This is a genomic window from Streptomyces sp. NBC_00154, from assembly GCF_026342835.1.
GTDB lineage: Bacteria > Actinomycetota > Actinomycetes > Streptomycetales > Streptomycetaceae > Streptomyces.
In genome coordinates this window covers 2,948,213-2,973,954 of the sequence record NZ_JAPEMI010000001.1, presented here as the reverse complement: position 1 = coordinate 2,973,954, position 25,742 = coordinate 2,948,213, and the positions used below count along the sequence as shown (strand labels likewise).

Below are 25,742 nucleotides of genomic sequence, written 5' to 3'. Positions count from 1 at the left end.
GGTCCGTCACCCGTACGGCCGTGCAGGCGGGACATGACTGCCGCACCGTGATCGGGTGGGAGGGTGCATACCCGGAAGCCCCTCCTGCCCGACGCCGCGTGGCGGACAGCCGCCTGGTGCGCCGTACTTCTGCTGGTCACCGGTGTCGCCGCGGTCGCGATCTGGTTGTGCATCGTCCTCAAGACGGCGGTCACACCCGTGCTGCTCGCCCTGCTCGGTACGGCGCTGCTCGGCCCCGTCCACCGGTGGCTGGCCGAGCACCGGGTGAACCGGTCGGTGGCCGCCGGGCTCACCTGCGCGCTGCTCGTCGCGGTGGGCGGCGGCGCCGGGTACATCGTCGTCACCGCGCTCATCGACAGCGGCGGCCAGATCGTCCGGTCGCTGAAGGCCGCCGGGCAGTGGGTCGTCGACCACTTCGGGTTCGCGCGCGACATCAATGTGGACGACCTCGCCGCCAACGCGCAGAAGCTCGTCGAGAAGTTCGGCGCAAGCGCCGCGGGCGGGCTGCTCACCGGGATCAGCCTGGTCGGCTCACTGATCGCGACCGGCGTCCTCGCCCTGCTGCTGACCTTCTTCTTCCTGCGCGACTCCCACCGGGCCGTGGACCTCGCCCACACCATCGCCCCGCGCGGCACCGGTGAGCTGGTCGAGGCGATGGGGCGGCGGGCCTTCGAGGCCGTCGAGGGCTTCATGCGCGGCACCACGTTCATCGCGCTGATCGATGCCGTCTGCATCACGGTCGGCCTGCTGATCCTGCGGGTGCCGGGCGCGGTGGGGCTCGGGGCGCTGGTCTTCGTCGGCGCGTACATCCCGTACCTCGGCGCGTTCCTCTCGGGTGCCGTCGCCGTCCTGGTCGCGCTCGCGGACCGGGGCGTCGTGATCGCGCTCTGGGCGCTCGGAGTGGTGCTCGCAGTCCAGGTGCTGGAGGGTCACGTGCTGCAGCCGGTGATCCAGAGCCGTACGGTCCAGATGCACCCGGCCATGATCATGATCGCGCTGACCGCGGGGGCGAGCGTGGCGGGCCTGCTGGGGATGCTGCTGGCGGTACCGGTGTGCGCGGCGGCCTTCGGCGTCCTCGGCGAACTCCGCAAGGGCTACAGCCCCGACCCGAACCCACCGCCCCCCTCCACCCCGCCCGACCCACCGACGCCGCCGGACACACCATCACCCGGCACATCGAGCCTGCCCGGCGATTGAGGGCGGAGCGGCCACCGGACGCACCCGGGCCGCCCCCTACGACTCGTGCAGCTCGAACCAGATCGACTTCCCCGCCCCTCGCGGATCCACCCCCCACGCATCGGCCAGCATCTCCATCAGCACCAGGCCCCGCCCACTGGAAGCCATCTCGCCGGGCCGCCGCTTGTGCGGCAGTTCGTCGCTGCCGTCCGCCACCTCCACCCGCAGCCGCCGTTCGCCCCGCTCCCCGGTGGCCTCGGCGACCATCAGCGCGTCGCCGTCCGTGTGGACGAGGACGTTCGTGGTCAGCTCCGAGACCATCAGCACGGCCGCGTCGATCTGCTCCGGGTCCTCCCAGTCGTGCAGCAGCTCCCGCAGCTGCTGCCGGGCGGCCGACACTCGCTCGGGTTCGGCCTGGGCGATGGTCATCGCGGTGCGGCGCGGCGCGGTCCGCGGCATGGTGCCGGCCTCGCGACGCAGTACGAGCACCGCGACGTCGTCCTCGCGGCGGTCGGCCAGCGGGCCCGTCGTGTAGTGCGACGTCGGCCCGTGCACGGCCTGCACCAGCTCGTCGGCGAGCTTCTCCAGGTCACCGCTCTGCTGCTCCAGGACCGGTCGGAGCCGGTCCCAGCCGGTGGCCATGTCGTGGCCGCCGGTCTCGATCAGCCCGTCCGTGCACAGCATGATCGTTTCGCCGGTCTCCAGGACGAGCCGGGTCGTCGGATAGTCGGCGTCGGTCTCGACACCGAGCGGCAGTCCGCCGCCGGTCTGCCGGATCACCGCGGTCCCGTCGCTGCTGATCACCACGGGGTCGGGGTGGCCCGCCCGGGCGATGTCGAGGGTGCCGGTCTCCGGATCGACCTCCGCGTACAGACATGTCGCGAACCGCGGGCCGGTCTCCTCCCCGTCGTCGTACGCGTCGGTGAGCCCGGAGAGGAACCGGGAGGCACGGGAGAGCACCGCGTCCGGGCGGTGCCCCTCGGAGGCGTACGCGCGCAGGGCGATCCGCAACTGGCCCATCAGCCCGGCCGCCCGCACGTCATGGCCCTGGACGTCGCCGATGACGAGGGCGATACGGCCGTTGGGGAGCGGGATCATGTCGTACCAGTCGCCGCCCACCTGGAGCCCGCCACCGGTCGGCACGTACCGGGCGGCCACCGTCATGCCGGGGATCTCGGGCCCCAGGGTCGGCATCATCGACCGCTGGAGTCCCTGCGACAGCTCCCGCTCGGTCTCGGCCTCCCCGGCCCGCGCCAGGGCCTGGGCGAGCATCCGGGCCACCGTCGTCAGCACCGAACGCTCGTCCGGCGAGAACGACACCGGGTGCCGGAACCCCGCCATCCAGGCACCCATCGTCCGGCCCGACACGATCAGCGGAAGGAAGGCCCAGGAACGGCGCCCGAAGCGGCTGGCCAACGGCCAGGTGGCCGGGAAGCGGCGGTGGTACTCCTCGGGCGACGGGAGGTAGATCGCCCGCCCGGTCCGTACGACCTGGGCGGCCGGGTAGTCGGTCTCCAGGGGCATGTCGTCGAACGGGTCCTCGTCACCTTTGTTGTGCCCGTGGTGGCCGATGATCGTCAGCCGCTCGCCCGCGACACCGAAGACGGCGAGCCCGTCCGGTGAGAACCCGGGCATGGAGAGCGAGGCGGCGACCCGCAGCACCTCCGCCGTGGAACGGGCCTCGGCGAGCGCCCGCCCCGCGTCCAGCAGGAATGCCTCGCGGGACCGGCGCCAGTCCCCGGTGATGGGGGTGTGCGCCCCGGTGGTGCCCGGCTGCGGTTCGGCGACCTCCTGGAGGGTGCCGACCAGTACGTAGCTCTCGCTGCCGGCCGATGCGACCGGCAGCGGTTTGGAGCGGCTGCGTACGGTACGCAGCACCCGGCCGCCTCCGTCCACGATCCGCAGCCTGGCCTCGGCCAGGGTGCCCTCGTCGAGTGCGAGGTTCACCACCCCGTAGATCTCGTTCCAGTCGACCGGGTGGAAACGCGCGCGCACCGCGGCCTCGCGGAAGACGCCGGCCTCGGCCGGGAGCTCGAGCAGCCGGGCCGCCTCCGCATCGAGCGTGACCGAACCGGCTCCGTGGTCCCAGCGCCACAGGCCGGTCGCCGTCGCGGCCAGGACTTCCTCGGTGCGCATTGCCCCACTTTATGAAGATGTGCTCGGCCGACGCCACCGAGGGCGGCCGTCGGCGGGTGGTCCTGACCTCGCCGGATGATCTTGAAGTGACTATGACAATGAAGTCGTGGGGGCGCGGGCGGTAGCCTGGGGAGGCTGAATCCACCCCAACCGCGAAGACTGGATGAACGACGATGCATCGGTACAGGTCCCACACCTGCGGCGAGCTCCGCGCCTCTGACGTCGGCACCGACGTCCGGCTGAGCGGCTGGCTGCACAATCGTCGAGACCTGGGCGGCATCCTCTTCATCGATCTGCGCGACCACTACGGTCTCGTGCAGCTCGTCGCCCGCCCCGGCACGCCCGGCAACGAAGCCCTGTCGAAGCTCACCAAGGAGACCGTCGTCCGGATCGACGGCAAGGTCTCCGCACGTGGCGACGACAACGTGAACCCGGACCTCCCGACCGGCGAGATCGAGATCGAGGTCACCGAGGTCGAGGTGCTGGGCGAGGCCGCCCCGCTGCCCTTCACGATCAACACCGACGACGGGGTCAACGAGGAGCGGCGTCTGGAGTACCGCTTCCTCGACCTGCGCCGCGAGCGCATGCACCGCAACATCATGCTGCGCTCCGCCGTCATCGCCTCGATCCGCTCGAAGATGGTGGCTCTCGGTTTCAACGAGATGGCGACCCCGATCCTCACCGCGACCTCCCCCGAGGGCGCCCGTGACTTCGTCGTCCCGTCCCGGCTGAACCCCGGCAAGTTCTACGCGCTGCCGCAGGCCCCGCAGCAGTTCAAGCAGCTCCTGATGATCTCGGGCTTCGACCGCTACTTCCAGATCGCGCCGTGCTTCCGCGACGAGGACGCCCGCGCCGACCGCTCGCCCGGCGAGTTCTACCAGCTCGACGTCGAGATGTCGTTCGTCGAGCAGGAGGACGTCTTCCAGCCGATCGAGAAGCTGATGACCGAGCTCTTCGAGGAGTTCGGCAACGGCCGCCACGTCACGTCGCCGTTCCCGCGGATCCCGTTCCGCGAGTCGATGTTGAAGTACGGCAACGACAAGCCCGACCTGCGCGCCAAGCTGGAGCTCGTCGACATCTCCGACGTCTTCGCCGGCTCGGAGTTCAAGGCGTTCGCCGGCAAGCACGTCCGCGCCCTTCCGGTGCCGGACACCGCGGGCCAGTCCCGTAAGTTCTTCGACGGCCTCGGTGAGTACGCCGTCGAGCAGGGCGCCAAGGGCCTCGCCTGGGTCCGCGTCGGCGAGGACGGCACCCTCGCCGGTCCGATCGCCAAGTTCCTCACCGAGACGGACATCAAGACCCTCACCGAGCGCCTGGCGCTCGTCCCGGGCCACGCCGTCTTCTTCGGCGCCGGCGAGTTCGACGAGGTCTCCAAGATCATGTCGGCCGTCCGGGTCGAGGCCGCCAAGCGCGCCGGCCACTTCGAGGAAGGCGTCTTCCGGTTCTGCTGGGTCGTCGACTTCCCGATGTACGAGAAGGACGAGGAGACCGGCAAGATCGACTTCTCGCACAACCCGTTCTCCATGCCTCAGGGCGGCCTGGAGGACCTGGAGACGAAGGACCCGCTGGACATCCTTGCCTGGCAGTACGACATCGTCTGCAACGGCATCGAGCTGTCCTCCGGCGCCATCCGTAACCACGAACCCGAGCTGATGCTCAAGGCGTTCGAGATCGCCGGTTACGACCGCGAGACCGTCGAGCACGAGTTCGCGGGCATGCTCCGCGCGTTCCGTCTCGGCGCCCCGCCGCACGGTGGCATCGCCCCCGGTGTCGACCGCATCGTGATGCTGCTGGCCGACGAGCCGAACATCCGCGAGACGATCGCCTTCCCGCTCAACGGCAACGCGCAGGACCTGATGATGGGCGCGCCGACCGTGCTGGACGAGGCGCGGCTGCGCGAGCTGAACATCCAGCTCCGCAAGCCCGCCGCGGCGGTGAAGGAGAAGGCCGAGGCCAAGGACTCGGTAGCGAGGGACACCGGCGCGAAGTAAGCGTCAGCGGTTCCGCTTCTGTTCCACGTGAAACAGCCCCTGGCCGTCGGCCAGGGGCTGTTCCGCGTCATGGCCGCCTTCCACAGCAACGCACAGCTGACACACACGCCCCTGCCAGCTCCCCTGCCTAGCCTCACTTCGCATGACAGAGACTCAAGGACCCGCACACAAGAAAGACATGACGCGTCGCCGGATGGTGCTCGCCGGTGGAGCGGCGGTCGTGGCCGCCGGGATCGGGGCGGGCGTGGTTGCCGGTGCCTCGGCCGACGAGGTCACGAGCAGCGGCAGTGGGAAGAAGTCCGCCGCCGGGCAGGGCGAGGAGTGCTACCGGCTGACCTCGGAGACCACCGAGGGCCCGTACTACATCGACGCCGACAAGATCCGGAAGGACATCACCGAGGACAAGGAGGGCATCCCGATGACCCTCCGCCTCAAGGTGATCGACTCGGACACCTGCAAGCCCGTGAGCCGGGCGGCCGTCGACATCTGGCACTGTGACGCGCTGGGCATCTACTCCGGTTACGAGTCGATGAGCTCGGGCGGCCCCGGCGGTGGCGGTACTCCGCCGAGCGGCGCCCCGACGGATGCCCCGACCGGCACCCCGACGGGTACACCCCCGTCCGGCGGGCCCGGTGGCGGCGGTGGCGGGCACTCGGAGCCCACCGACGACGAGCGCTATCTGCGCGGCACCCAGCTCACCGACAAGCACGGCTATGTGGAGTTCAAGACGATCTTCCCTGGCTGGTACCAGGGCCGCTGTGTGCACATCCACACCAAGGTGCACGTCGGCGGGAAGATGACCGACGCCGGGTACGAGGGTGGACGCACCTGCCACACCGGTCAGTTCTTCTTCGCGGAGTCCGCGGTGCTCGACTCGGCGAAGATCGCGCCGTACTCGACCAGTACCACCACGCGTACGACCCTCACCGAGGACACCATCTACGACCAGAGCGGTGTCACGGGCGGGCTGATGAAGCTCTCGTACCGCAAGAACCACATGGCGCGTGGCGTCGTCGGTTCGATCACGATGGGCGTGGACCCGGACGAGACGCACGACGGAACGGACCTCTGACGCCCCGTTCCCCCGCGGAGGGGACGGGTCCGGAACCGCCACGACAGGGCGCGGTTCCGGGCCCTTTCCCTTGCGTGCGCAGTCACATTCGCACAGCAGGACACGCCCGGGATGACAGGTCGCACCGGATCGGATGCAGCCGTATGGCCGCTTTGTCTGATTAGTCGTCGGTCGGCTCGGCAAAGACTGGCTCGGGGACTTTGGTGCGGGGATCTCCGTCCCCGCTGCCTCGACGCCGACTGCTAGGAGCCCCCCGTGCCTGTTCCCGAACCCGTGCCCCGTCCCGGCCCTCGCGCGTCCGGACGTCCCCCGTACGCGGTCTGTGCGGCGCTCCTCCTCCTGCTGACCGGGTGCGCTGCGGCAGGTACGGCACCCGGACCCACCGCCGTGCGCACCGGCGCCCACGCGCCCACCGGCAGCGCCGGCGCGGCGGGCCCCGGGGCCGCTGCCGCGCGCGGGCCGGCCGCCCCGACCGGGCCCCGCGAGATCCGGATGCTGGGGCAGGTGGTCCGGTCCGCGATCCCGGCCGAGTCCCGGCAAGCGCTCGTCGTCACCGGAAACTCCCCCGACTCCAGCGAGGCCACGGCCGTCCTCTACACCCGCGACGACCCCACGGTGGGCTGGCAGCCGGCCGCCGGCCCGTGGCCCGCCCACAACGCCCTGTACGGGTGGACCGACGAGCACCGGGTGAACGACCTCCGGACCCCCATCGGCGTCTACGGGCTGACGGCCGCGGGCGGTCTGCTCGAGGCGCCGGGCACCGAGCTGCCCTATGTGCAGAGCCCGGCCTTCACGGTGAGCGGCGAAGGGTTCGACGGGGAGTCCCTGGAGGGGTCGTTCGACTACGTCATCGCCATCGATTACAACCGCGTCCCCGGCGCCTCCCCGCTGGACCCGACCCGTCCGCTCGGCGAGGACCGGGGCGGCGGCATCTGGCTCCATGTCGACCACGGCGGGCCGACCCAGGGCTGCATCTCGCTTCCCGAGGACCGGATGGAGGAGCTGCTGCGCATCCTCGACCCGGCAAAGGTTCCGGTGATCGTGATGGGTGACGGGGCGGCGCTGGCCCGCTGACCGGATGTCACGTATACGAGTTGCCCGTACGCGCGCATACGGGAGGGGCCCGGACCGTCACCGGTCCGGGCCCCTCATCTGCGTACCGAGCCCTGTGCGGGCCTCCGTGTACCGAGCCGTGGCCCTACGCGGGCTTCTCCTCGAGGCGCGGGAACAGCACCGCACCCTTCGTCACCGTCGCGCCCGCCGGCAGCTGCCCCCAGCCGCCCGCGTCCTGCACGCGCTGGTCGGGCAGCGCACCCAGGGACTCCTCGGCGCCCAGCGACTCCCACAGCTTCTGCGAGGTCTCCGGCATCACCGCGTTCAGCAGCACCGCGACACCGCGCAGCGCCTCGGCGGCCGTGTACAGGATCGTCGCGAGCCGGGCCCGGCCCTCGGGCGACTCGTCCTTGGCGACCTTCCAGGGCTCCTGCTCCGTGATGTAGCCGTTGACCTGCTTCACGAACTCGAAGATCGCCAGGATGCCGGCCTGGAAGTCCAGCTCCTCGCCGATCTTCCGGTCGGCCGTGGCGACGGCCTTCGCGAGACCCTCCTGGACCGCCTTCTCGGCCTCGCCGGGGGCGGTGGCCTCCGGGAGCGTCCCGCCGAAGTACTTGCTGACCATGGCGGCGACGCGCGAGGCGAGGTTGCCGTAGTCGTTGGCGAGCTCGGAGGTGTAGCGGGCGGCGAAGTCCTCCCAGGAGAACGAGCCATCGTTGCCGTACGCGATCGCCCGCAGGAAGTACCAGCGGTACGCGTCCACGCCGAAGTGCGAGGTCAGGTCCTGCGGCTTGATGCCGGTCAGGTTCGACTTCGACATCTTCTCGCCGCCGACCATCAGCCAGCCGTTGGCCACGACCCTGCCGGGCAGCGGCAGACCCTGCGCCATCAGCATCGCGGGCCAGATGACCGAGTGGAAGCGGAGGATGTCCTTGCCGATCAGGTGCACATCGGCCGGGAACGTCCCGTCGAACTTTTCCTGGTTGGCGCCGTAGCCGACCGCCGTCGCGTAGTTGAGCAGCGCGTCGACCCACACGTAGATGACGTGCTTCTCGTCCCACGGCACCGGGACGCCCCAGTCGAAGGTCGAGCGCGAGATCGACAGGTCCTGCAGGCCCTGCCTGACGAAGTTCACGACTTCGTTGCGGGCCGACTCGGGCTGGATGAAGCCGGGGTTGTTCGCGTAGAACTCCAGCAGTTTCGGGCCGTACTCGCTCAGCTTGAAGAAGTAGTTCTCCTCCTTGAGGATCTCCACCGGCTTCTTGTGGATCGGGCACAGCTTCGTGCCGTCCTCCGCCTCGATGAGGTCGCCGGGGAGCTTGTACTCCTCGCAGCCCACGCAGTACGGGCCTTCGTACCCGCCCTTGTAGATCTCACCCTTGTCGTACAGGTCCTGCACGAACTCCTGCACACGGTCCGTGTGCCGCTTCTCCGTCGTACGGATGAAGTCGTCGTTCGCGATGTTCAGGTGCTCCCAGAGGGGCTTCCAGGCCTCCTCGACGAGCTTGTCGCACCATTCCTGAGGGGTGACGTTGTTCGCCTCGGCAGTGCGCATGATCTTCTGACCGTGCTCGTCCGTGCCGGTGAGGTACCACACCTTCTCGCCACGCTGGCGGTGCCAGCGGGTGAGCACGTCGCCTGCGACGGTCGTGTAGGCGTGGCCCAGGTGAGGAGCGTCGTTGACGTAGTAAATGGGGGTCGAGACGTAGTACGCCGTCGCCCCCTGCTTCTCGGATCCAGTGGCCGCCATGGTCGAAATCCTAACGGCCCGTGGGTGATCCACTCACACCGATAAACGCCGCCGCCTCTTCCGGTGGCCAGGACCCGTCCTGGGAGGGAGCGGAGATCTTCGCGGAACTCGTCGTCACGGGATTGTTCCGGGCGGGATTCGCCCGCCGCAGCCGGGGCGGCACGGCGTCCGGCTCGACACGGTGCGGTGCGTCGTGTCCCGGGACGACCTGGCGCTGGACCTGCCGCCGGATGGGGCGGGGTCGGTGCTCGGCCTTTCGACCGTACGTTCTGCAGCGGTGGTGCCCGGCGGTACGGTCACGGCGGTGCCCGGCCCGAGGGCGAGCTCGCCGTGACCGTACGTCCGCCGGTCGTCCTGCCTGGTCAGCCGTTGTCGGCGGCGTTCTCGCGGGCCGCGAGCCAGGCGGGGAGCGCGGCGAGGATCTCCTGGTAGAGCGTGGCGTCGGGCACCTCGCTCGGGGCGGGGCCGGCGTGGAAGAACGCGGCGTTCGGGGCGTCCAGCTTCCGCAGGAAGTCGAAGCCCTTCGCGTCCTCGTCGCCGAACGCGACGAACTGGAAGAACAGCGGCAGCCGTGCCGCCTCGGCGAGCGCCTGCTTGGCGGGCTGCTTGGCGTCCGGCGGTCCGTCCGTCTGGAAGATCACCAGGGCGGGGCCGGTGGCCTCCGACTTCTCGTAGTGCGCGACGACCTCCTCGACGGCGCGGTGGTAGCTCGTACGGCCCAGGCGGCCGAGGCCCGCGTGCAGTTCGTCGATCCGGCCCTCGTGGTCGGTGAGACCGATTGTGCCGGTGCCGTCGATGTCGGTCGAGAAGAAGACGACGGGCACGGTGACGTTCTCGTCGAGGTGCGCGGCGAGGGCGAGCGTGCGGTCGCCCAGGTGCTGCGCGCTGCCGTCCTTGTAGAACGGCCGCATCGAGCCGGAGCGGTCGAGCACCAGGTACACGGTGGCCCGAAGTCCGGTCAGCCCGTGCGTCTTCAATCCTGCCTGGGCCGCCTTGTAGGCGTCGACGAGCGCGGGTGCGTCGGCCTCGACCCGGGCGAGGGCGACGGCGGGGGCCTCGGTGACCTCTGCCGGTGCGGATGCCTCGGCGGCCACCGCGGGGGCGGGCGCCTCGGTGACCTCTGCGGGTGCGGGTTCGGCGTCCGGCTCGACCGGCGCGGCGTCGGCGACCGGCGCGGCGTCGGCCGCCACGGCGACCGGCTCGGGCTCGGGCTCGACGGCGGCCGCGACGGCGACCGGCTCGGGCTCGGTGACGGCCTCGGCGGGGGTCTCGGCGGCGACCGGCTCGGGCTCGGTGACGGCCTCGGCGGCGACCGGCTCGGTGACGGCCTCGACGGCGGCCGCGACGGCGACCGGCTCGGGCTCGGTGACGGCCTCGGCGGGGGTCGGCTCCAGGACCTGGGCGACCTCGGCCTCCGGCTCGTCGGTGACGGTGACCGGTTCTGCTTCGGCCTTGATCTCGGCCGGTGCGGCCGCGGGCTCGACTTCGGCGGCGACCGGCTCGGTGACGGCCTCGGCGGGGGTCGGCTCCAGGACCTGGGCGACCTCGGCCTCCGGCTCGGCGGTGACGGTGACCGGTTCTGCTTCGGCCTTGATCTCGGCCGGTGCGGCCGCGGGCTCGACTTCGGCGGTGACCGGTTCTGCCTCGGTCTTGATCTCGGCCGGTGCGGTTTCGGCCTCCACCTCGGCGGCAGCCGGTACTGCCTCGGTCTCCACCTCGGCCGTGGCGGTGGCCGGCGCTACCTCCACCTCTGCTTCGGCGGCAGCCGGCACCGGCTCCGCCTTCGCCGCGGCCGCGACGCGCTTCGAGGCCGAGCCCTGGGGCGGGACCGTGGGGGTGGGCTTCGGGCTGGATGCGGATGCCTTGTCGAAGGCCTCCGCCACCAGGTCCGTCGCCAGGCCGCTGTCGCCCGAGAGGGTCCGGGGCGAGGAGGGGGCGGGTACTGAGACCTTTGCGGCCGACGCGGGTTCGACTGCCGGTGCGGTCTCGGCCACCGGCTCGTCCACCGCGACCGACTCCGACTCCGTGGGCCGGGTGCGCTCCGTCTGGGACGGGACCGTGGCCGTCGTCGGCTCGTCCTGCTCCGTACGGTCGCGGCCGAACACCTTGCGCAGCAAGCTCCGAATGCCCATGGGCGAGGCCTTTCGCATGAGTTGAGTGCGATGAATGTCCGTACTGCGGGAATTGATCCCTGGCCAGGGCGGATACGTAAGGTTAGCGGCCGGATCCGGCCGTTCGGTGGCGCGGCCCGCCTCCGTGTCAATCGGACGGCGGTGGCCCGGACTTCACTCTGCATTCTTTTGGAGTCTCTCGTACCGCGTGATTGCGCACCTACCGTCACGGCGGACACGCCGATCCAGGACCGCCGGGTGCTCGTCGTCGTCCGGCGCAGGAGCGGCCGCGGCGTCGGCGCCGGGGTTCCGTCCGCGCGCTGCGGTTCACGCGGTGGCGACCTGGCGGCGCCACCGCGCGAACTGGGCCGCCGCGTCCCCGGTGTACGACCACGGCACCCGCACCGCCCGCCCGTCCAGCAGCCGGAACGCGTCCGCGGCCTCCGCCGGCCGCCCCGCGTAACACGCGGCGTGCGCCAGGTAGTTCAGCTCGCCGACCTCCTCCGCCTCCACCGGTCCCGCCTCACGCATCCCGAGCCACCGGTCCCAGGTGCGCCGCACGTCCGTGACGGCCAGTTCGTGGTTCCAGTGCTGCTGCCCGGTGAGCGGCGCGACGACGGGCCGCCCGTGCGTGGCGTCGGAGACGTACCGGTGTTCCTCGACCCTGGCGATCTGCACCAGCACCGGCAGCGGCGAACCGGGCGGCGCCGCACTCGCCGCGTAGCGCGCGAAGTCGTACATGGTGCCGTGGGTGCCGTGCCAGCGCGCCGAGTAGTACCGCAGCAGTTGGGTGTGCCCCTCCATGTGGTGCGGATCGCGGCGGAGCAACTCGTCCCACCACTGTGTGACGCGTCGCCTGGCCCCGTCCTCGTACAGCCGGGCCGCTGTCAGCAGCGACGCCCAGGGCATCGGATCGGGCGGGCAGACGTCGGCGGCCCGCAGACAGCAGTCGACGACCCGGTCCACCCGGTTCTGGTCGAGTCCGGTGCCACGTCCTGCCGCGACGGCCCGGCCGAACAGCCGGACCACTTCGGTCGCCGCCTTCAGTACCTGCGCGTCGGCGCTCTTCGGCTCGGCGGCCAGCCAGGTCTCCACGGTGGTGCTGCCCGCGACGGCGTGGGCGAGGATCCGGATCCGGTGGGTCCGCAGGGCCCACCGGTTGCCGGTGGCGTGCAGCAGATCGCGTACGCCCTGCCAGCGGCCGATGACGATGTCCTGGCGGGCCGCGGTGAGCGGCCGGTCGCCGAGATCCGGGTCGAAGTGCACCGGCGGGGGTGTACGGCGGCGTGCAGCCATCAGTAATCGGTGACGATCGTGGTGGAGTGGGCGTAGTCGGACGGATCCTCGGTCCGTACGGTCTGCGAGGCGTCGAGCTTCGCCGGCCGGTAGTACGAGCTGCCGCGTCGCCAGTACCAGAGCATCGGGACGGCTCCCACGGCGAGACTGCCGAGGCCGAGCGCGAGCGCCGTTGCGCTGAATTCGCCGAGCGCCTCGAAGAAGATCCAGAACATGAAGAGCGAGCCGGTCAGCGGCCAGAGTCCGCCGAGGACGAGGTCGGCGACCGAGCGGCACAGCAGTTTGCGGTACGCGACGACCGCGGCCAGGCCCGCGAGGCCGTAGTACACGGCGATCTGCAGCCCGATCGCCTCGACGGCCACGCCCAGGATGTGGTGGACCGGGCCGAGGGCGAGGGAGGCGAGGATCAGGGCGAGGGCGACGCCTCCGACGGCGGCGACCGCCACCCACGGGGTGTTCCAGCCGCGGTGCACCCGGCCGAACGCGGCGGGCATCGTGTGGTCGCGGCCCATCGCGAACAGCGAGCGCGTGACCTGGATGAGTGTGGTCTGCAGCGTCGCGACGGTCGACAACATCACGGCCACCACCAGCAGCTTTCCGCCGACGCCGGGCCAGACCCGTTCGCCGAGCACGGTCAGTACGTTGGCGCTGTGCCGCTCGATGTCGTCGGCGGAGAGGACCACGTTCACCGCGATGGTGAACACCTCGACGAGCGCGAAGACGGTGAGCACGCCCACGATCCCGGCCAGGCCCGTGGTGCGGCGGCTGTTGCGGGTCTCCTCGCTGAGGTTGCCGGTGACGTCCCAGCCCCAGTAGTAGAAGGCGGCGATCAGCGCACCGGAGGCGAAGCCGGAGACGCCGTCGAAGTGCTCGAAGCCGAGCCAGGACCAGTCGAAGGCGTGCGCGACGCCGGGTCCGGCTCCGGTGCCTTCACCGGGGGTGGTCCCGCGGACGAGTGCGACGACCGCGAAGACCAGCAGGATCACCAGCTCGACCCCGGAGATCACCAGCTGGGTGCGGGCGCTGAGCCGGGCTCCGCCGAGCACGACGAGCAGCATCACCAGGAACCAGCCGGCCCCGATGAAGGTGGCGAGCGTCGTGTCGTCGGCGAACCGGGAGTCGATGACGGTCAGCGTCATCGTCCCGGCGGGCAGCGATCCCGCGACCATGAACAGGGTCGCCGCGACGACCAGTGCCCAGCCGCTCAGGAAGCCGAGGAACGGGTGCAGGGTCCTGCCCACCCAGGAGTAGCCGGCACCCGCGTTGACGTCGATCCGGCCGAGCTGCCGGTAGGCGAGGGCGATGCCGAGCATCGGTATCGCGCAGTACAGCAGGGCGGCGGGCCCGCCGAGACCGACCGTGCCGACGAGCACGGCACTGGTGGCGGCCAGCGAGTAGGCGGGGGCGCTGCCCGCCACGGCCATCACGATCGTGTGGAACGTGCCGAGGACATTGGGCTGGAGCCCACGGCCGGGCCGGTCGGGCATGCTGCGCATCGCTGTTCTCAACTGCTTCCGGAAGTGTGCCGTGCCCCGGCCGGAATCCCGTACATCCTTCAGCGGCACGACATGTGGCGGCATGTCAGAAACAGATCTTCGAAAATCCGAACGGAAGCGGTCGGTCCGTTCGGGAAGACTGACCGCATCGTAGTCCTGTGATTACAGCTGAGTGGACCTGACCGCCACGAGCGTTACGCGACGTCTGCACGGCGTCTAGAGTCGGATCCATGGTTTCCGGTGAGGCACCGCAGGCGGAGGGAAGCGTCCGCGTCGACAGTTGGATCTGGTCGGTACGGCTGACCAAGACCCGCTCGCAGGCCGCTGCCGCCTGCCGCGCCGGACACGTCAGGGTCAACGGCGACCGCGCCAAGCCCGCGCAGACCCTGCACGTGGGGGACGAGGTGCGGCTCCGGCACGGCGGCCGGGACCGGATCGTCGTGGTGTCGCGCATCGTGAGGAAGCGGGTCGGCCCTCCGGTGGCCGCGGAGTGCTTCGTCGACAACAGTCCGCCCCCGCCGCCGCGGGAAGCGGTGATCCAGGTGCCGGTCCGCGACCGGGGCACGGGCCGCCCGACCAAACGCGACCGGCGCGAGATGGAGCGCCTGCAGGGCCGTGGCCCCGGGGACCACCCGGCCTGAGCCGGGCACGGGCGTGCGGTCGCGGGCTCGTCGTGGGCTGCACACCTCTGCGGGAACGCGTACATGCACCCTGACCTGTCGCGTTCCCGCGGCCGCCTACGGCTGTGGTGAGGCGATCGCGCGTGCCGCCGCCACCTCCTGGCGCAGCGGCGCCAGCACCCCTTCCTCGTCGCCCGGCAGTTCGGTGCGCACTCCCACCAGGACCACGGTGGCCCGTAGCCGTTCCGCCAGTTCCCGCAGCTGCTGCCGGATCTCGGCCACCTCCGCGGGCGCCGGTTCCGGCGCCCCGTGGTTCACCCGGACCCGGGCTGCCGTCGTCGCGTCCACGATCCGCTCGACCGCGACGACCAGCGGCAACCAGGCAGCGGCCCGGGTGCCGACCGGCGGCGGTTCCGTCAGGGCGCGCTGGAACTCGGAACGTATGGAGGACAGATCGCGGTAGATGCGGCGCCGGGCCCGTGCCCGTTCCGCCTGGTCGGGGCGGGCGACCCCGCTGCCGGCGCCCGCCGTGCCGAATGCCGACCCCACGTAGTCGGCGAGGTCCATCACCGTGTCCGCGAGCCGGTGGCCGATCCGGGTGTGCCAGCTCTCCGGCCACAGCAGATAGCCCGCCACCAGCACGATCACACAGCCGATCAGGCTGTCCACCAGGCGGGGCTGCACCAGAGCGACGCCCCGGTGGTTCAGCAGATCGGACAGCAGCAGGATGACCGGTGTGATGGCCGCGGTCTGAAACGCGTACCCCTTGACCGCGAGCGCCGGGATCAGCGGGGCCAGCAGCACCATCACCGGTACGTCCCACCACCCGATCGGCACCTCGGCGAGGACGGGCGCGGCGACGACGAGACCGGCCGCCGTGCCCACCGCACGCAGCACCGCACGGGAGAAGACCGAGCCGAAGTCCGGCTTGAGCACGAACGTGACGGTCAGCGCCACCCAGTAGGAGCGGTCCATGGAGACCAGTGAGGTCAGCGCCTGGGCCAGGCCGATGCAGAGGGCCAGCCGCAGCCCGTACCGCCAGGAGGTCCCGGAGAACAGCACGGAGCGGGTCGCCCGCCGGATCCTCACCCCCAGTGCGGCGGGGCGTCCGAGCCGGTCGTCGATGTTGTAGGCATCGGTGTTGTGCACGACGGCCACCGCGTGGCGCAGCGCGCTGTCCACCGCCCGGGTGGCGGGTGAGTCGGGTGCGGGCAGCTCCGGTTCGGCCCCGCCGGCGCGGCTCTCCTCGACGTCCTCCGCCAGTTCACGCACGGCCGCCGGGATCGCGTCGGGCAGCGGGCACCGCCGTACATGCACCGCGGGCGCCGCCTCGACGAGCGGGATGACCACATTGAGCTGGGCGAGCAGCCGCACCGTCGAGCCGCTGCGGCCGTGGTACCGGGCCCGGCGGGCGAGGATCAGGTCGTACGAGGTGTTCAGCGACCGGGTGACCGCCTGCCTTCGCTCCTCGTACGCGTCGGTGCCCGCGGCGGCCAGCAGATCGGCAACCGTGAAGTATGTGTCCGCGACCGAGAGCCGCTCCGGCAGTTTCCGCCGCAGCGGCCACGCCAGCAGCGTCAGGGCGAGCACGAACAGGCCGCCGAGCATCAGCAGCAGCGGCGCCACCCACCAGGGCTTCGGCAGCGGCAGCCCGGTGCCGACAACCGAGTTGAGCAGGAGCAGCAGCCCGGACAGGGAGGCCACGGCGCCGATCGTCGACATCATGCCGGACACCAGGGCGACGGCGGTCAGCGCACCGACGGCCGCCCAGCCCGTCCCGTACACGAACGAGCCGAGCATGATGCCGAGCGCGCCGAACAGCTGCGGAACAGCGATGTTGAGGATCCGCATCCGATACGCGTCGGCGGTGTCGCCGATGACACCGGAGAGCGCGCCCATGGAGACGAGCGCGCCGTACGCGGGCCGGTCCAGCGCAAAGCCGACGGCGAGCGGTGCGGCCAGGGCAACGGAGGCGCGGACGGCCGCGGCCCACGGGACGGGGGCCGGTTGTGGGCGAAGTCCCGTCAGCAGCCAGGCCGGCGGCGCGTACCGTTTCCGGTCCGCCTCGGCATCTGCCAATGCGCTCAGCCTCCGGTGCCGTGCGTCAGTTCTGGTAGCCCTCCACCTCGCCGGCCGGGCGCACCTTCGCTCCGGACGGGTCCTCACCGAACTCGCTGAGCGCGCGCCGCTGCCGCAACAGGTCCCAGTACTGTTCGAGTTCGGCTTCCACCGTGCGCAGGCGTGACTTCTCGTTCGCGGAGAGGCCCATCTCCCGGGTGGAGCGGTCGCGCAGATTTCGCTCCTCGGAGACCAGACCGCCGATGTTGTCGAGGATCTCCCGGTCGTCCATGACGCCTCCTTCGGGCTCGTTCGGACTTGTTCGGACTCCCTCTGCGAGTGGTTCTTCCGGGGCGCGGGTCAGAGCGCGAACAAGGTCTTGCCACGGGCGCCGCCCGCGCGGTTCCGGTCGAGGGCCTGCGGGACCTTCTCCAGCGGGAGTTCGATGTCGATGAGCACCTTCAGCACGCCCTCCGCGGCGCCCGCCGCCAGGACGTCGAGCAGAACGGGTGTCGGTTCGAGCCGGAAGTCGATGGACCCGACGCCCTCGGGAACGGCGGCCCGGCCGGCGACGCCCCGCGTGGTGACGGCGGCACCGCCGCTCCGCACCAGCGCCGCCATGGCCGCGAACGCCTCCGGCGTGGTGGAGACCAGGTCGACGAGCGCATCGACGCCGCCCGGAGACACCTCCCGTACCGCCTCTTCGAGCGGACGAGCCGTCGTGTCGATGGTGACGGCGGCGCCGAGCGCCCCCATCCGCCACCCCTCGTCGCCCCGCACCACCGCGAGGACGCGCAGGTCCCGGGCGGACGCGAGCTGGGTCAGACAGCTGCCGACGCCGCCCGCCGCCCCGATGACCAGCAGGCTCTCGTGGCCGCGGAGCACCGCCGTCTCCAGGATCTGGGCGGCGGTCATCCCGGCGGTCGGCAGCGCGGCGGCGATCCGCAGGGGGAGGCCGTCCGGGACCAGGGCGATCGCGGAGTCCTGCGGGACGGACACGTACTCGCAGTACGTGCCTGCGCCGACCGGCGATCCGGTGACCCGTCCGAAGACCGCGTCGCCGACCCGGAAGCGGTTGTCGCCTGCGCCGATCATGTCCACACGGCCCGCGTAGTCCACGCCCATGACCAGGGGGAAGACATGCGGCGCCTGTCCCTCCAGGGCGCCGTCCGCGGTCTGCCAGTCGGACGGGTTGAGCGCGGCGTACTCGATCCGCACCCGTACGTCGCCTGCCGCGGGAATCGGCTTGGGCACCTCGACCAGGGTCGGCTCGGCCCGGAACGCGCTGACGGCTACGGCTCGCATACGGATGACCTCTCAGTCGCCCAGACAGTGACGCAGTCTCGGGCTCCACTCTTCCCCGGCCCGCGCGTCGCCGCACGTCGAACCCGGCGTCAGCGGTCGTGCCCGGAGCTGTACCCGGGGACGGGTCCTTTCGCGGTGAGCGGTGTCAAAGGCCCGGATCCACTCCCGGGTGCGGCCGGCTCGGGCCGTGTGGACCCGCGCCCCGCCCACATCCGCGCGAACACCGCGCACAGCGCCACCGCCAGCCCGGCGGCGAGAACGACCCACACTGCCGTACGGAGCGAACTCGTCAGCGCGTCGTACACCGCCGCCGCCCCGTCGCGATCACTGCCGGACACCCCGGCCAGCACCCGGTTCCGGGCGACCGCGATCGCCCCGCGCAGCACCAGCGCACCGATCGCGAAGCCCAGCCCGACGACCGCCGTGGCGGCCAGCGCGGCGAGGGGGGCGCCCCGTCGTCCGGGCCCGCCGCGCACCGCCGCCACGAGCACGGCGGCGACGGCGAACACCAGCGTGCCGACGGCGGGCCAGATGCTGCCGGCCCGCAGCAGGCGGAACGTCTGGCGCAGCTGGTCGGCGCGATCGGCGGAGAGCAGGGTGATGTCGGTCCGCCGGACCGGGATTCCGTCGGCGAACGGCACCCCGCTGTCCACCAGGTTCTGTTTGGCCTGCTGCATCACCGGCGCCAGGTCCATGCCCACGGCTTCGCCGCTCTCACCGTTCAGCGCGGCGGTGACGGCCTCGTGGGCGGTGCGGTTGGCGGCCACCCAGGCGGAACGGAAGGCATCCGTGGTGGTGAACGACTGCACCGCCTCGTGCAGGAAGTCCCGCGAGGTGTCCTGGAGCAGCCCGGGGTCGATCTGCTTCGTCGCTTCGTCGGTGATCAGAGTGGACATGGTGGCCTGCACACCGGGGTCGGAGGCGAGCGGCTCCACCGCCGCGACGTACCGGTCCGTGTTGTCGATCTCCAGATCGACCCAGGCGGACAGCGCGCTCAGCGGGACGAGGACAGCGAGCAGCACCAGCACTACCGCCGACAGAGCCGCTGAGATATAAGTGCGCACCTCTCAAGGGAATCCCGGATGGCGACGCCGCGCCCAGGCGCAGTGAGCCATTCGAGTTGCCGGGCGGCGCAACCGGGTGTGCCCTTGAGTGAACAGGGGGCCACGGAAGGAGTTCTGGGCCATGGCCACACACGCTTCGATGCCACGCCGTGCCGCGCCGACGCGCACCAAGCACCCCAGCACACTCAGCTGGGCCATGCCCGTCACGCTGGGCGTGATCCTGGGCTGGTGGGCGACGTCCATCGTGCGCGGCGGCGGCGTGCTCACCGGCACGCAGCTCGCGCTCGGTCTGATCTCGGGCGCCGTGCTGGCGGCGCTCTGCTACGCCGTCGGCCGGGCGCAGAAGCGACTGCCGGTGGAGGCCAAGGCCATCGCGTACGGCACGCTGTTCGGCGGTTCGGTCGGCTTCCTCTACAGCCTGTCCGACAAGACGACCGTGCTCGCGGCCATCGTCCTGGGCCTGGTCACCGGTGCCGGGATGCTGGTGTGCGCGTTCTATGCGTTCTACGTGACAAAGGACTGAGCCCCGCCCTTCTCCTTCCGTCTCCGTCATCCTTGACCTTCTCCGCGGGGGAAGCCCCAGCATCGGTGGGGCCGGGCGGACCGCCCGGTACGAGGAGGTCTGTGGAACGCGAGGCGCGTGCGAAGGGCACGTCGGCGCTCGTGACGATCGGGGAGTTCGCCCGGTCGTCACGGCTGTCCGCGAAGGCCCTGCGCCGCTACGACGAACTGGGACTGCTCCGGCCCGCCCTGGTCGATCCGGTGAACGGCTACCGGTACTACGACGGGACGCAGTTGGAGACGGCCAGGCTGGTGGCCTGGCTGCGCCGGATCGGGATGCCGCTGGCCGGGATCAAGGAGGTGGTCGCGCTCGATGCGGGCGCGGCAGCCGCGGCGATCCGGGCGTACTGGGCGCAGGTGGAGGCCGAGACGGCGGCCCGGCGGGACCTGGCGACCTTCCTCGTCGACCATCTGTCAGCGGAGGAAGTCGAAATGTCACAGGTGGACATGGACCGGGGAACCTTGGGGACGCTCGGAATCCGGTACGCGGCGCAGTCCGACCCGGGTGCGGTGCGCGGGACCAACCAGGACGCGGCGTTCGCCGGGGCCCGGCTGCTCGCGGTCGCCGACGGGTTCGGGGAACGCGGCGCCGGCGCGAGCACGGCGGCGATCGATGCGCTGAAGCCGGTTGCGCAGGGTGCGGTGCGCAGTGCGGTGCCGGCCGCGGAGCTCCTGAACGCCCTGGAGGATGCCGCGGACCTGGCCGCGCGGGCGGTACGGGACGCGGTCGCGGGGAGCGGTGCGCCGGACGAGTCGGGGACGACGCTGACCGCGATGGTGTGGACCGGTTCGCAGCTGGGGCTGGTGCACATCGGGGACTCGCGGGCCTATCTGCTGCGTGGCGGCGAACTGTTCCGGATCACGCACGACCACAGCCTGGTCCAGTCGATGATCGACGACGGTTCGCTCGCCGAGGAGGAGGCGGCCTCGCACCCGCAGCGCGCGCTGCTGCTCAAGGCGCTGGTGGGCGGGCCCGGGCAGGACGGTCCGGCGCGGGCCGACGTACAGCTGCAGGAGGCCAGGCCCGGCGACCGCTATCTGCTCTGCTCGGACGGTCTGTCGGCGGTGGTCGACGGTGCGGCACTGGCCGGGGCGCTGGGCGCGGCGGACGGCCCCGACACAGCCGTACGGGAACTGGTCGCCCTGGCGCATGCGGCGGGTGGCCCGGACAACGTGGCCTGCGTCGTCGCGGACGTGGTGGCGCTGTAGACGCGGACGGCCCCGCGCGCACCGGCGCGCGGGGCCGTCCGTCTCACCGGATCGCTCAGGTCTCTCAGTCGCGGACGACCGTCACCGGGCACGGCGCGTGCTGGGTGACGTGCAGGCTGACCGAGCCGAGCAGTGTCGCCTTGAACCCGCTGTACCCGCGCGCCCCGACGACCAGCAGGTTGGCGCCCTTCGCCCGGTCCAGCAGGGCCTCCGCCGGGTTGCCGATCACCACGATCTTGCTGACCGCGGCCGCGCCCTCCGCACCGAGGGCCTCCTCCAGTGCCTCGGTGAGCGAGACGATCGCCACGGCCTGCGGATCGAAGTCCTCCGGCATGCCCGGCATCATGGACGCCCAGCTGGTCGCGGGGTACTCCCAGCTGTTGACGGCCTCCACCGAGTCACCGGTCAGCTCGGCCTGGCGTACGGCCCAGTGCAGCGCCTTGATCGACGACTCGGAGCCGTCCACGCCCACCACGATCCTGCCCATCTCTGCCTCCAGCTCGGTTCAGCACGCATCTGCCGATACGCCGCAGCGCATTTTTGCGGATAACTGACATCAAACCGGACATGGGCTCGGCTGTCGGTCCGGCTGCCGTCATTCGGGCGTCCGGGTGCCCGTGTGTCCCGGCGTTCAGTCCAGTCGCAGGTCGGCCAGCTGCTGCTCGAACGGCACCACCTCGTCGTCGAGCCCAAGGGCCCTCGACGCTCCGGAGACCGCCCGGCCGCCCGAGATCATCCCTGCGAGCTCGCCGCCCGCGCGCCGGATCCGGGACGGCAGCCCCTCGGTGTACTCGTCGCCGGCCGAGCCCCAGTCCTCCGACGCCGCGTACACGGATGTCGGTACGACGGTGGCCCGCAGGTACGTGAAGAGCGGCCGCAATGCGTGCTCCAGGACGAGCGAGTGCCGGGCGGTGCCGCCGGTCGCCGCGATCAGGACGGGCTTGCCGGTCAGCGCCGTGTTGCCGATCAGGTCGAAGAACGACTTGAACAGGCCGCTGTACGAGGCGGTGAAGACCGGCGACACGGCTATCAGGCCGTCCGCGCCCGTCACCGCCTCGATCGCCTCGTCCAGCGCGTGCGGCGGGAAGCCCGTCACCAGGTGGTTCGCGATGTCGACGGCCAGATCGCGCAGCTCGATCACCCGGATCTCGACCGGCCTGTCCTGCTCGGTGGCCAGCCGCTCCCGGGCGGCCGCCGCCAGCCGGTCGGCCAGCAGCCGGGTCGACGACGGCTGACTCAGCCCGGCGGAGACGGCGACGATCTTCAGAGCCTCGGTCTGCATGGTGGGTCAGATCTCCTTGGTGCGGGCGGCGACGGCGGGGTGGACCGGTGCGGAGTCCGGCACTCCGGCCGGCCGCAGGTTGGCGAACTCCTTGCGCAGCACCGGGACGACCTCTTCGCCGAGGATGTCGAGCTGCTCCAGGACCGTCTTCAGCGGGAGTCCCGCGTGGTCCATCAGGAACAGCTGGCGCTGGTAGTCGCCCACGGCGTCACGGAACGACAGGGTCCGCTCGATGACCTCCTGCGGGGAGCCGACGGTCAGCGGCGTCTGCTGCGAGAAGTCCTCCAGGGACGGGCCGTGTCCGTAGACCGGCGCGTTGTCGAAGTACGGGCGGAACTCCCGTACCGCGTCCTGCGAGTTCTTCCGCATGAACACCTGGCCGCCGAGGCCCACGATGGCCTGCTCGGCGGTGCCGTGCCCGTAGTGCGCGTACCGCTGGCGGTAGAGGTTCACCATCTTCTTGGTGTGCTCGATGGGCCAGAAGATGTTGTTGTGGAAGAAGCCGTCGCCGTAGTACGCGGCCTGCTCGGCGATCTCCGGGGAGCGGATCGAGCCGTGCCAGACGAACGGCGGGACGCCGTCCAGCGGGCGTGGGGTCGCGGTGAACGACTGCAGCGGCGTGCGGAACTTGCCCGCCCAGTCGACGACGTCCTCACGCCACAGCTTGTGCAGCAGCGCGTAGTTCTCGACGGCGAGCGGGATGCCCTGGCGGATGTCCTTGCCGAACCACGGGTAGACCGGACCGGTGTTGCCGCGGCCCATCATCAGGTCGACACGGCCGTCCGCGAGGTGCTGGAGCGTCGCGTAGTCCTCGGCGATCTTCACCGGGTCGTTCGTGGTGATGAGGGTGGTGGACGTGGACAGGATCAGGTTCTCGGTGCGGGCGGCGATGTAGCCGAGCGTGGTCGTCGGCGAGGACGGGACGAACGGCGGGTTGTGGTGCTCGCCGGTCGCGAAGACGTCCAGGCCCACCTCCTCGGCCTTGAGCGCGATCGCGAGAGTCGCCTTGATCCGCTCGTGCTCGGTCGGTGTCCTACCGGTCGTGGGGTCGGTGGTGACGTCTCCGACGGTGAAGATCCCGAACTGCATGGCGTCCGCCTCCGTAAGCGTGAGTAGCGATGGTTGAACCTTAAACCAATTCTTTCACCGCCTACAACGGGGCACCGGCCCTCTCTATTCCGGCGGCCGGGGAGAGCTGTCGGCGATGCGTACCCTGGACGAGGACTTCCCGGTGGACGCCGGGCACCCGGGACCGGGAGAGGCAGGGTCGGTGAGCGAGAGCGAGCGCTGGAAGGAGCGGGGCGTCACGCTGCGCGTCTTCGTGTACGTCTTCGCCACGCATCTCTTCGCCGGCTTCGTCTATCTGCTGTTCTACGTGGGCGAGCACGCCCACAAGTGAGCCGTTCGCCGGACGGAACGCGAACGGCCGCGAGAGTTCTCGCCGCGATTGCGGCGCGAACTCCCACGGCCGTGGGCTGAGGACCTGCCGGGCCCTACTTGGTGAAGATGAAGTACTTCCAGGCGCCGTGGGTGGTGGAGTTCACGTTGTCGCCGGAGGAGTTGTTGACGTACGAGGAGCGCATGCGCATCCGGTAGCCGGTGTCGTGCGTGCCGCCGAGCGTCACGACGGACTTGCCGCTGGTGCCGAGCTTGAAGTACTCCCAGCCCGCGTCGTACCACTTGCCCTGGTAGTAGATCTCCAGGCTCAGCTTCTGGGAACGGCCCTTGTAGTACGTCATGGTCGTGGTGAAGACCGGGTCGGTCTTCTTGTGGAAGTACGCGTACGAGGTCGAGCCGATCTTCGCCGTCCTGTACTGCTTGGCCACCGACGTGGAGACCTTGACCTTGGCGTACGCGACGGACTTCGCGGTCTTCGACGCGTAGCGGGCGTCGCCCGCGAAGACGGCGGTGACGGTGGTGTCACGGGTCATGTCCACGGTGGCGGACAGGTTGCCCTTGGAGTTGACCGTGCCCCGCTTGACCAGCTTCTTCGGCTTGTCCGTGCCGAACGGGTCGGCCCAGATCTCGACCGTCCGGTTCTTGTACGTCGTACCGAGGTGCGCCGTGAACGAGACATCGGTGCCGTACGAGTACAGGGCGCCGTTGTGGTTCAGCGTCAGCGAGGGCGTCGCCCGCGAGACGGCGACCGAGGCGGACGCGGAGGCCGTGGTGTGCGTGGCGTCACCGGCGTACGACACCTTGTACGTGACCTTGCCGCCCGCGGGCGGGGTGTCCGTGAACGAGAACGCGCCGTTCGTACCGAGCGCCTTCGTCCCGAGGGACTTGCCGGTCGGGGACTCCATGTCGGTACGGGTGACGGTCAGCGGCGTCCCGGCCGGAAGCGGCAGGGTGGCCTTGAGCGTGCCCTTGACCGTGAGCGACTTGGCGCGGGGCGCGGAGGCCGGCGCGGTCACGGTCATCGTCGGGGCCGACTTGGTGGGGTCGGTCAGGACACGGAGAGCGCGGTCGCCCTTGCTGTTGCTGGTCACCGCGAACAGGCGGCTCCCGCCCGGCTCCCAGGCCAGACCGCCGGGGACGACTTCGTCGCCGCCGCTGATGGAGTCGTCCGTGTCGGGCAGGTCGTACTGCCGGACCGCGGTCGTGGTCCCGGGCGTGAAGACGTAGAGGTCCGGGTCGTACGGGGACGAGGTGCCCGCCGCGACCGTGCCGTCGGGGGCGATGGCCACCGCGTCGGGGTGGTACGCGGACGGGTAGGACCCCACGTCGGTGAGGTCCGAAGTCCGCCACAGCCGGTGATGGTCGCCCGGATTGGCGGTGACGAGCCCACTGCCGTCCGGCGTGAGCGCGAGATCGGACGTTATCCCCAGCCACGGCACGCCGGGGCCGCTCGAATACTGAGCCGTACGGTTCGCCGTGCCGGTGGATACGTCGTACACGCCGAGCGAGGACCCGTTGTAATCCGGGGAACCGGCGGCCAGCACGTTCGGGGCGCCCGGAGTGGAGGCGAGCTTCGGAGCGACGGCGTAACCGGTCTCGGGGTCCTGGCCGAGGGTCACCACGGGCTCGGCGCCGGACAGGTCGAGCGAACCGATGTCGCCGTGGTCGTTGCTGCCGTACCCGAACCAGATCTTGCCGCCCGCGAGCGCAAGGTGCTCCGGGTCGGTGCCGTCGCCGGTCGCGTACCGGGCGGTCCGGGTGACCGTCTGCGTCTCGACGGACACGATGGAGTCGTCGCCGGGGACGGCCGCGTACAGCTGCCCCGAGTCGGCGGACAGGGCGAGCCCGTCCACGCCCGTCAGACCGGTCAGAGTGGCCAGCACCGTACCGGAGTAGTCGGTGGCGATGAGCGTCCCGCCGTACGGATCGCTGATGAAGATCTTCTGGTGGACGCCGTCCACCACGATGTCACCGGCGGACTTCACCGGCAGAACCTTGCTGGAGTCGGCCGCGGCCGACCCCGCTGTGCCGGCCACCAGTGCGGCCGAGCTGAAGAGGACCGCGAGAGCTGTCGCAGCCGTAAGAGTGCGTCTGGGCACGAGTGGTATCCCCCCACTGTGAAACCGGCCCGTGTATCCGGGCGCGGTGATCGCAGAGTAGGACA

The 25,742-nt window shown here is 71.0% G+C and carries 21 protein-coding genes and 1 pseudogene; 9 read left to right on the top strand and 13 right to left on the bottom strand.

The annotated features are described in order from the left end of the window. Positions 1-63 precede the first annotated feature (63 nt). Positions 64-1,197 (top strand): AI-2E family transporter, encoded by a 1,134-nt coding sequence (locus OHA03_RS13305; protein WP_267003931.1) that lies wholly within the window; start codon positions 64-66, stop codon positions 1,195-1,197. Between the two features lie 36 nt (positions 1,198-1,233). Here OHA03_RS13305 and OHA03_RS13300 read toward each other — a convergent pair whose 3' ends face one another. Then, a complete protein-coding gene (locus OHA03_RS13300; RefSeq protein ID WP_267003929.1) occupies positions 1,234-3,312 on the bottom strand; it encodes a SpoIIE family protein phosphatase in 2,079 nt (692 codons plus the stop codon). A 173-nt stretch (positions 3,313-3,485) separates the two neighbouring features. Here OHA03_RS13300 and aspS point away from each other — a divergent pair, with 173 nt between their 5' ends. The 3 genes from aspS (at position 3,486) to OHA03_RS13285 (ending at position 7,449) form a co-directional block, all read left to right on the top strand. Then, on the top strand, positions 3,486-5,303 hold the full coding sequence (gene aspS, locus OHA03_RS13295; RefSeq protein ID WP_267003927.1) for an aspartate--tRNA ligase: 1,818 nt from the start codon (positions 3,486-3,488) through the stop codon (positions 5,301-5,303). Between the two features lie 142 nt (positions 5,304-5,445). After that, positions 5,446-6,375 carry an intradiol ring-cleavage dioxygenase gene (locus OHA03_RS13290; protein WP_267003925.1) on the top strand — a complete coding sequence of 310 codons (930 nt, stop codon included), beginning with the start codon at positions 5,446-5,448 and terminating at the stop codon, positions 6,373-6,375. A gap of 255 nt (positions 6,376-6,630) precedes the next feature. After that, on the top strand, positions 6,631-7,449 hold the full coding sequence (locus OHA03_RS13285) for a L,D-transpeptidase family protein (protein WP_267003923.1): 819 nt from the start codon (positions 6,631-6,633) through the stop codon (positions 7,447-7,449). 124 nt (positions 7,450-7,573) lie between these two features. Here the strand turns inward: OHA03_RS13285 and metG are convergent, their stop codons facing one another. Continuing rightward, positions 7,574-9,178 carry a methionine--tRNA ligase gene (gene metG, locus OHA03_RS13280; protein WP_267003921.1) on the bottom strand — a complete coding sequence of 535 codons (1,605 nt, stop codon included), beginning with the start codon at positions 9,176-9,178 and terminating at the stop codon, positions 7,574-7,576. 232 nt (positions 9,179-9,410) lie between these two features. On the opposite strand from metG, the pseudogene OHA03_RS13275 reads away from it, so the two are divergent. After that, positions 9,411-9,610, top strand: a pseudogene (locus OHA03_RS13275) (two-component sensor histidine kinase); the annotation flags it as partial. Here the strand turns inward: OHA03_RS13275 and OHA03_RS13270 are convergent. The 3 genes from OHA03_RS13270 to OHA03_RS13260 all read right to left on the bottom strand — a co-directional run bounded on the left by OHA03_RS13270 (position 9,541) and on the right by OHA03_RS13260 (position 14,072). Next, positions 9,541-11,310, bottom strand: coding sequence for a VWA domain-containing protein (locus OHA03_RS13270; protein ID WP_267003919.1), 1,770 nt, complete (start codon positions 11,308-11,310; stop codon positions 9,541-9,543). The pseudogene OHA03_RS13275 and the gene OHA03_RS13270 sit on opposite strands and share 70 nt — an antisense overlap. A 306-nt stretch (positions 11,311-11,616) precedes the next feature. Further along, complete coding sequence (locus OHA03_RS13265; RefSeq protein WP_267003917.1) at positions 11,617-12,585, bottom strand: hypothetical protein; 969 nt, start codon at positions 12,583-12,585, stop codon at positions 11,617-11,619. Then, on the bottom strand, positions 12,585-14,072 hold the full coding sequence (locus OHA03_RS13260) for an APC family permease (protein ID WP_267008035.1): 1,488 nt from the start codon (positions 14,070-14,072) through the stop codon (positions 12,585-12,587). Before OHA03_RS13260 ends, OHA03_RS13265 begins: the two co-directional genes overlap by 1 nt. A gap of 239 nt (positions 14,073-14,311) precedes the next feature. Between OHA03_RS13260 and OHA03_RS13255 the strand changes: the two genes are divergently transcribed. After that, the gene (locus OHA03_RS13255) at positions 14,312-14,722 is read left to right on the top strand and encodes an RNA-binding S4 domain-containing protein (RefSeq protein ID WP_267003915.1); all 411 of its coding nucleotides are present in this window, start codon (positions 14,312-14,314) and stop codon (positions 14,720-14,722) included. A gap of 96 nt (positions 14,723-14,818) precedes the next feature. Here OHA03_RS13255 and OHA03_RS13250 read toward each other — a convergent pair whose 3' ends face one another. The 4 genes from OHA03_RS13250 to OHA03_RS13235 form a co-directional block, all read right to left on the bottom strand. Next, on the bottom strand, positions 14,819-16,780 hold the full coding sequence (locus OHA03_RS13250; protein ID WP_267003913.1) for an FUSC family protein: 1,962 nt from the start codon (positions 16,778-16,780) through the stop codon (positions 14,819-14,821). A 25-nt stretch (positions 16,781-16,805) separates the two neighbouring features. After that, on the bottom strand, positions 16,806-17,051 hold the full coding sequence (locus tag OHA03_RS13245) for a DUF2630 family protein (protein ID WP_267003911.1): 246 nt from the start codon (positions 17,049-17,051) through the stop codon (positions 16,806-16,808). A gap of 68 nt (positions 17,052-17,119) precedes the next feature. Continuing rightward, the gene (locus tag OHA03_RS13240) at positions 17,120-18,064 is read right to left on the bottom strand and encodes an NADP-dependent oxidoreductase (protein WP_267003909.1); all 945 of its coding nucleotides are present in this window, start codon (positions 18,062-18,064) and stop codon (positions 17,120-17,122) included. Between the two features lie 89 nt (positions 18,065-18,153). Continuing rightward, complete coding sequence (locus OHA03_RS13235) at positions 18,154-19,128, bottom strand: hypothetical protein (protein WP_267003907.1); 975 nt, start codon at positions 19,126-19,128, stop codon at positions 18,154-18,156. A gap of 121 nt (positions 19,129-19,249) precedes the next feature. Here OHA03_RS13235 and OHA03_RS13230 point away from each other — a divergent pair, with 121 nt between their 5' ends. Together OHA03_RS13230 and OHA03_RS13225 are read left to right on the top strand one after the other, a co-directional pair. After that, positions 19,250-19,651 carry a hypothetical protein gene (locus tag OHA03_RS13230; protein ID WP_267003905.1) on the top strand — a complete coding sequence of 134 codons (402 nt, stop codon included), beginning with the start codon at positions 19,250-19,252 and terminating at the stop codon, positions 19,649-19,651. A 101-nt stretch (positions 19,652-19,752) separates the two neighbouring features. After that, positions 19,753-20,898, top strand: coding sequence for a MerR family transcriptional regulator (locus OHA03_RS13225; protein WP_267003903.1), 1,146 nt, complete (start codon positions 19,753-19,755; stop codon positions 20,896-20,898). A 64-nt stretch (positions 20,899-20,962) separates the two neighbouring features. On the opposite strand, the gene OHA03_RS13220 is transcribed toward OHA03_RS13225, so the two are convergent. The 3 genes from OHA03_RS13220 to OHA03_RS13210 all read right to left on the bottom strand — a co-directional run bounded on the left by OHA03_RS13220 (position 20,963) and on the right by OHA03_RS13210 (position 23,269). After that, positions 20,963-21,385 (bottom strand): universal stress protein, encoded by a 423-nt coding sequence (locus OHA03_RS13220; protein ID WP_030931386.1) that lies wholly within the window; start codon positions 21,383-21,385, stop codon positions 20,963-20,965. Positions 21,386-21,529: 144 nt separating this feature from the next. Then, positions 21,530-22,180 (bottom strand): FMN reductase, encoded by a 651-nt coding sequence (locus tag OHA03_RS13215; protein ID WP_267003901.1) that lies wholly within the window; start codon positions 22,178-22,180, stop codon positions 21,530-21,532. A 6-nt stretch (positions 22,181-22,186) separates the two neighbouring features. Beyond that, positions 22,187-23,269 (bottom strand): LLM class flavin-dependent oxidoreductase, encoded by a 1,083-nt coding sequence (locus tag OHA03_RS13210; RefSeq protein ID WP_093773706.1) that lies wholly within the window; start codon positions 23,267-23,269, stop codon positions 22,187-22,189. Between the two features lie 181 nt (positions 23,270-23,450). Between OHA03_RS13210 and OHA03_RS13205 the strand changes: the two genes are divergently transcribed. Beyond that, complete coding sequence (locus OHA03_RS13205) at positions 23,451-23,579, top strand: DUF6126 family protein (protein WP_267008034.1); 129 nt, start codon at positions 23,451-23,453, stop codon at positions 23,577-23,579. Between the two features lie 94 nt (positions 23,580-23,673). Here OHA03_RS13205 and OHA03_RS13200 read toward each other — a convergent pair whose 3' ends face one another. Then, positions 23,674-25,677: an Ig-like domain repeat protein gene (locus OHA03_RS13200; RefSeq protein ID WP_267003896.1), complete on the bottom strand. Its 2,004-nt coding sequence runs from the start codon at positions 25,675-25,677 to the stop codon at positions 23,674-23,676. Between the last annotated feature and the right edge of the window lie 65 nt (positions 25,678-25,742).

Coding starts and splice junctions, on each gene's coding strand:
- OHA03_RS13265 (WP_267003917.1), bottom strand. CDS start 12,585: ATGGCTGCACGCCGCCGTACACCCCCGCCGGTGCACTTCGACCCGGAT.
- OHA03_RS13300 (WP_267003929.1), bottom strand. CDS start 3,312: ATGCGCACCGAGGAAGTCCTGGCCGCGACGGCGACCGGCCTGTGGCGC.
- metG (WP_267003921.1), bottom strand. CDS start 9,178: ATGGCGGCCACTGGATCCGAGAAGCAGGGGGCGACGGCGTACTACGTC.
- OHA03_RS13255 (WP_267003915.1), top strand. CDS start 14,312: ATGGTTTCCGGTGAGGCACCGCAGGCGGAGGGAAGCGTCCGCGTCGAC.
- aspS (WP_267003927.1), top strand. CDS start 3,486: ATGCATCGGTACAGGTCCCACACCTGCGGCGAGCTCCGCGCCTCTGAC.
- OHA03_RS13210 (WP_093773706.1), bottom strand. CDS start 23,269: ATGCAGTTCGGGATCTTCACCGTCGGAGACGTCACCACCGACCCCACG.
- OHA03_RS13290 (WP_267003925.1), top strand. CDS start 5,446: ATGACAGAGACTCAAGGACCCGCACACAAGAAAGACATGACGCGTCGC.
- OHA03_RS13240 (WP_267003909.1), bottom strand. CDS start 18,064: ATGCGAGCCGTAGCCGTCAGCGCGTTCCGGGCCGAGCCGACCCTGGTC.
- OHA03_RS13270 (WP_267003919.1), bottom strand. CDS start 11,310: ATGGGCATTCGGAGCTTGCTGCGCAAGGTGTTCGGCCGCGACCGTACG.
- OHA03_RS13215 (WP_267003901.1), bottom strand. CDS start 22,180: ATGCAGACCGAGGCTCTGAAGATCGTCGCCGTCTCCGCCGGGCTGAGT.
- OHA03_RS13260 (WP_267008035.1), bottom strand. CDS start 14,072: ATGCCCGACCGGCCCGGCCGTGGGCTCCAGCCCAATGTCCTCGGCACG.
- OHA03_RS13220 (WP_030931386.1), bottom strand. CDS start 21,385: ATGGGCAGGATCGTGGTGGGCGTGGACGGCTCCGAGTCGTCGATCAAG.
- OHA03_RS13230 (WP_267003905.1), top strand. CDS start 19,250: ATGGCCACACACGCTTCGATGCCACGCCGTGCCGCGCCGACGCGCACC.
- OHA03_RS13245 (WP_267003911.1), bottom strand. CDS start 17,051: ATGGACGACCGGGAGATCCTCGACAACATCGGCGGTCTGGTCTCCGAG.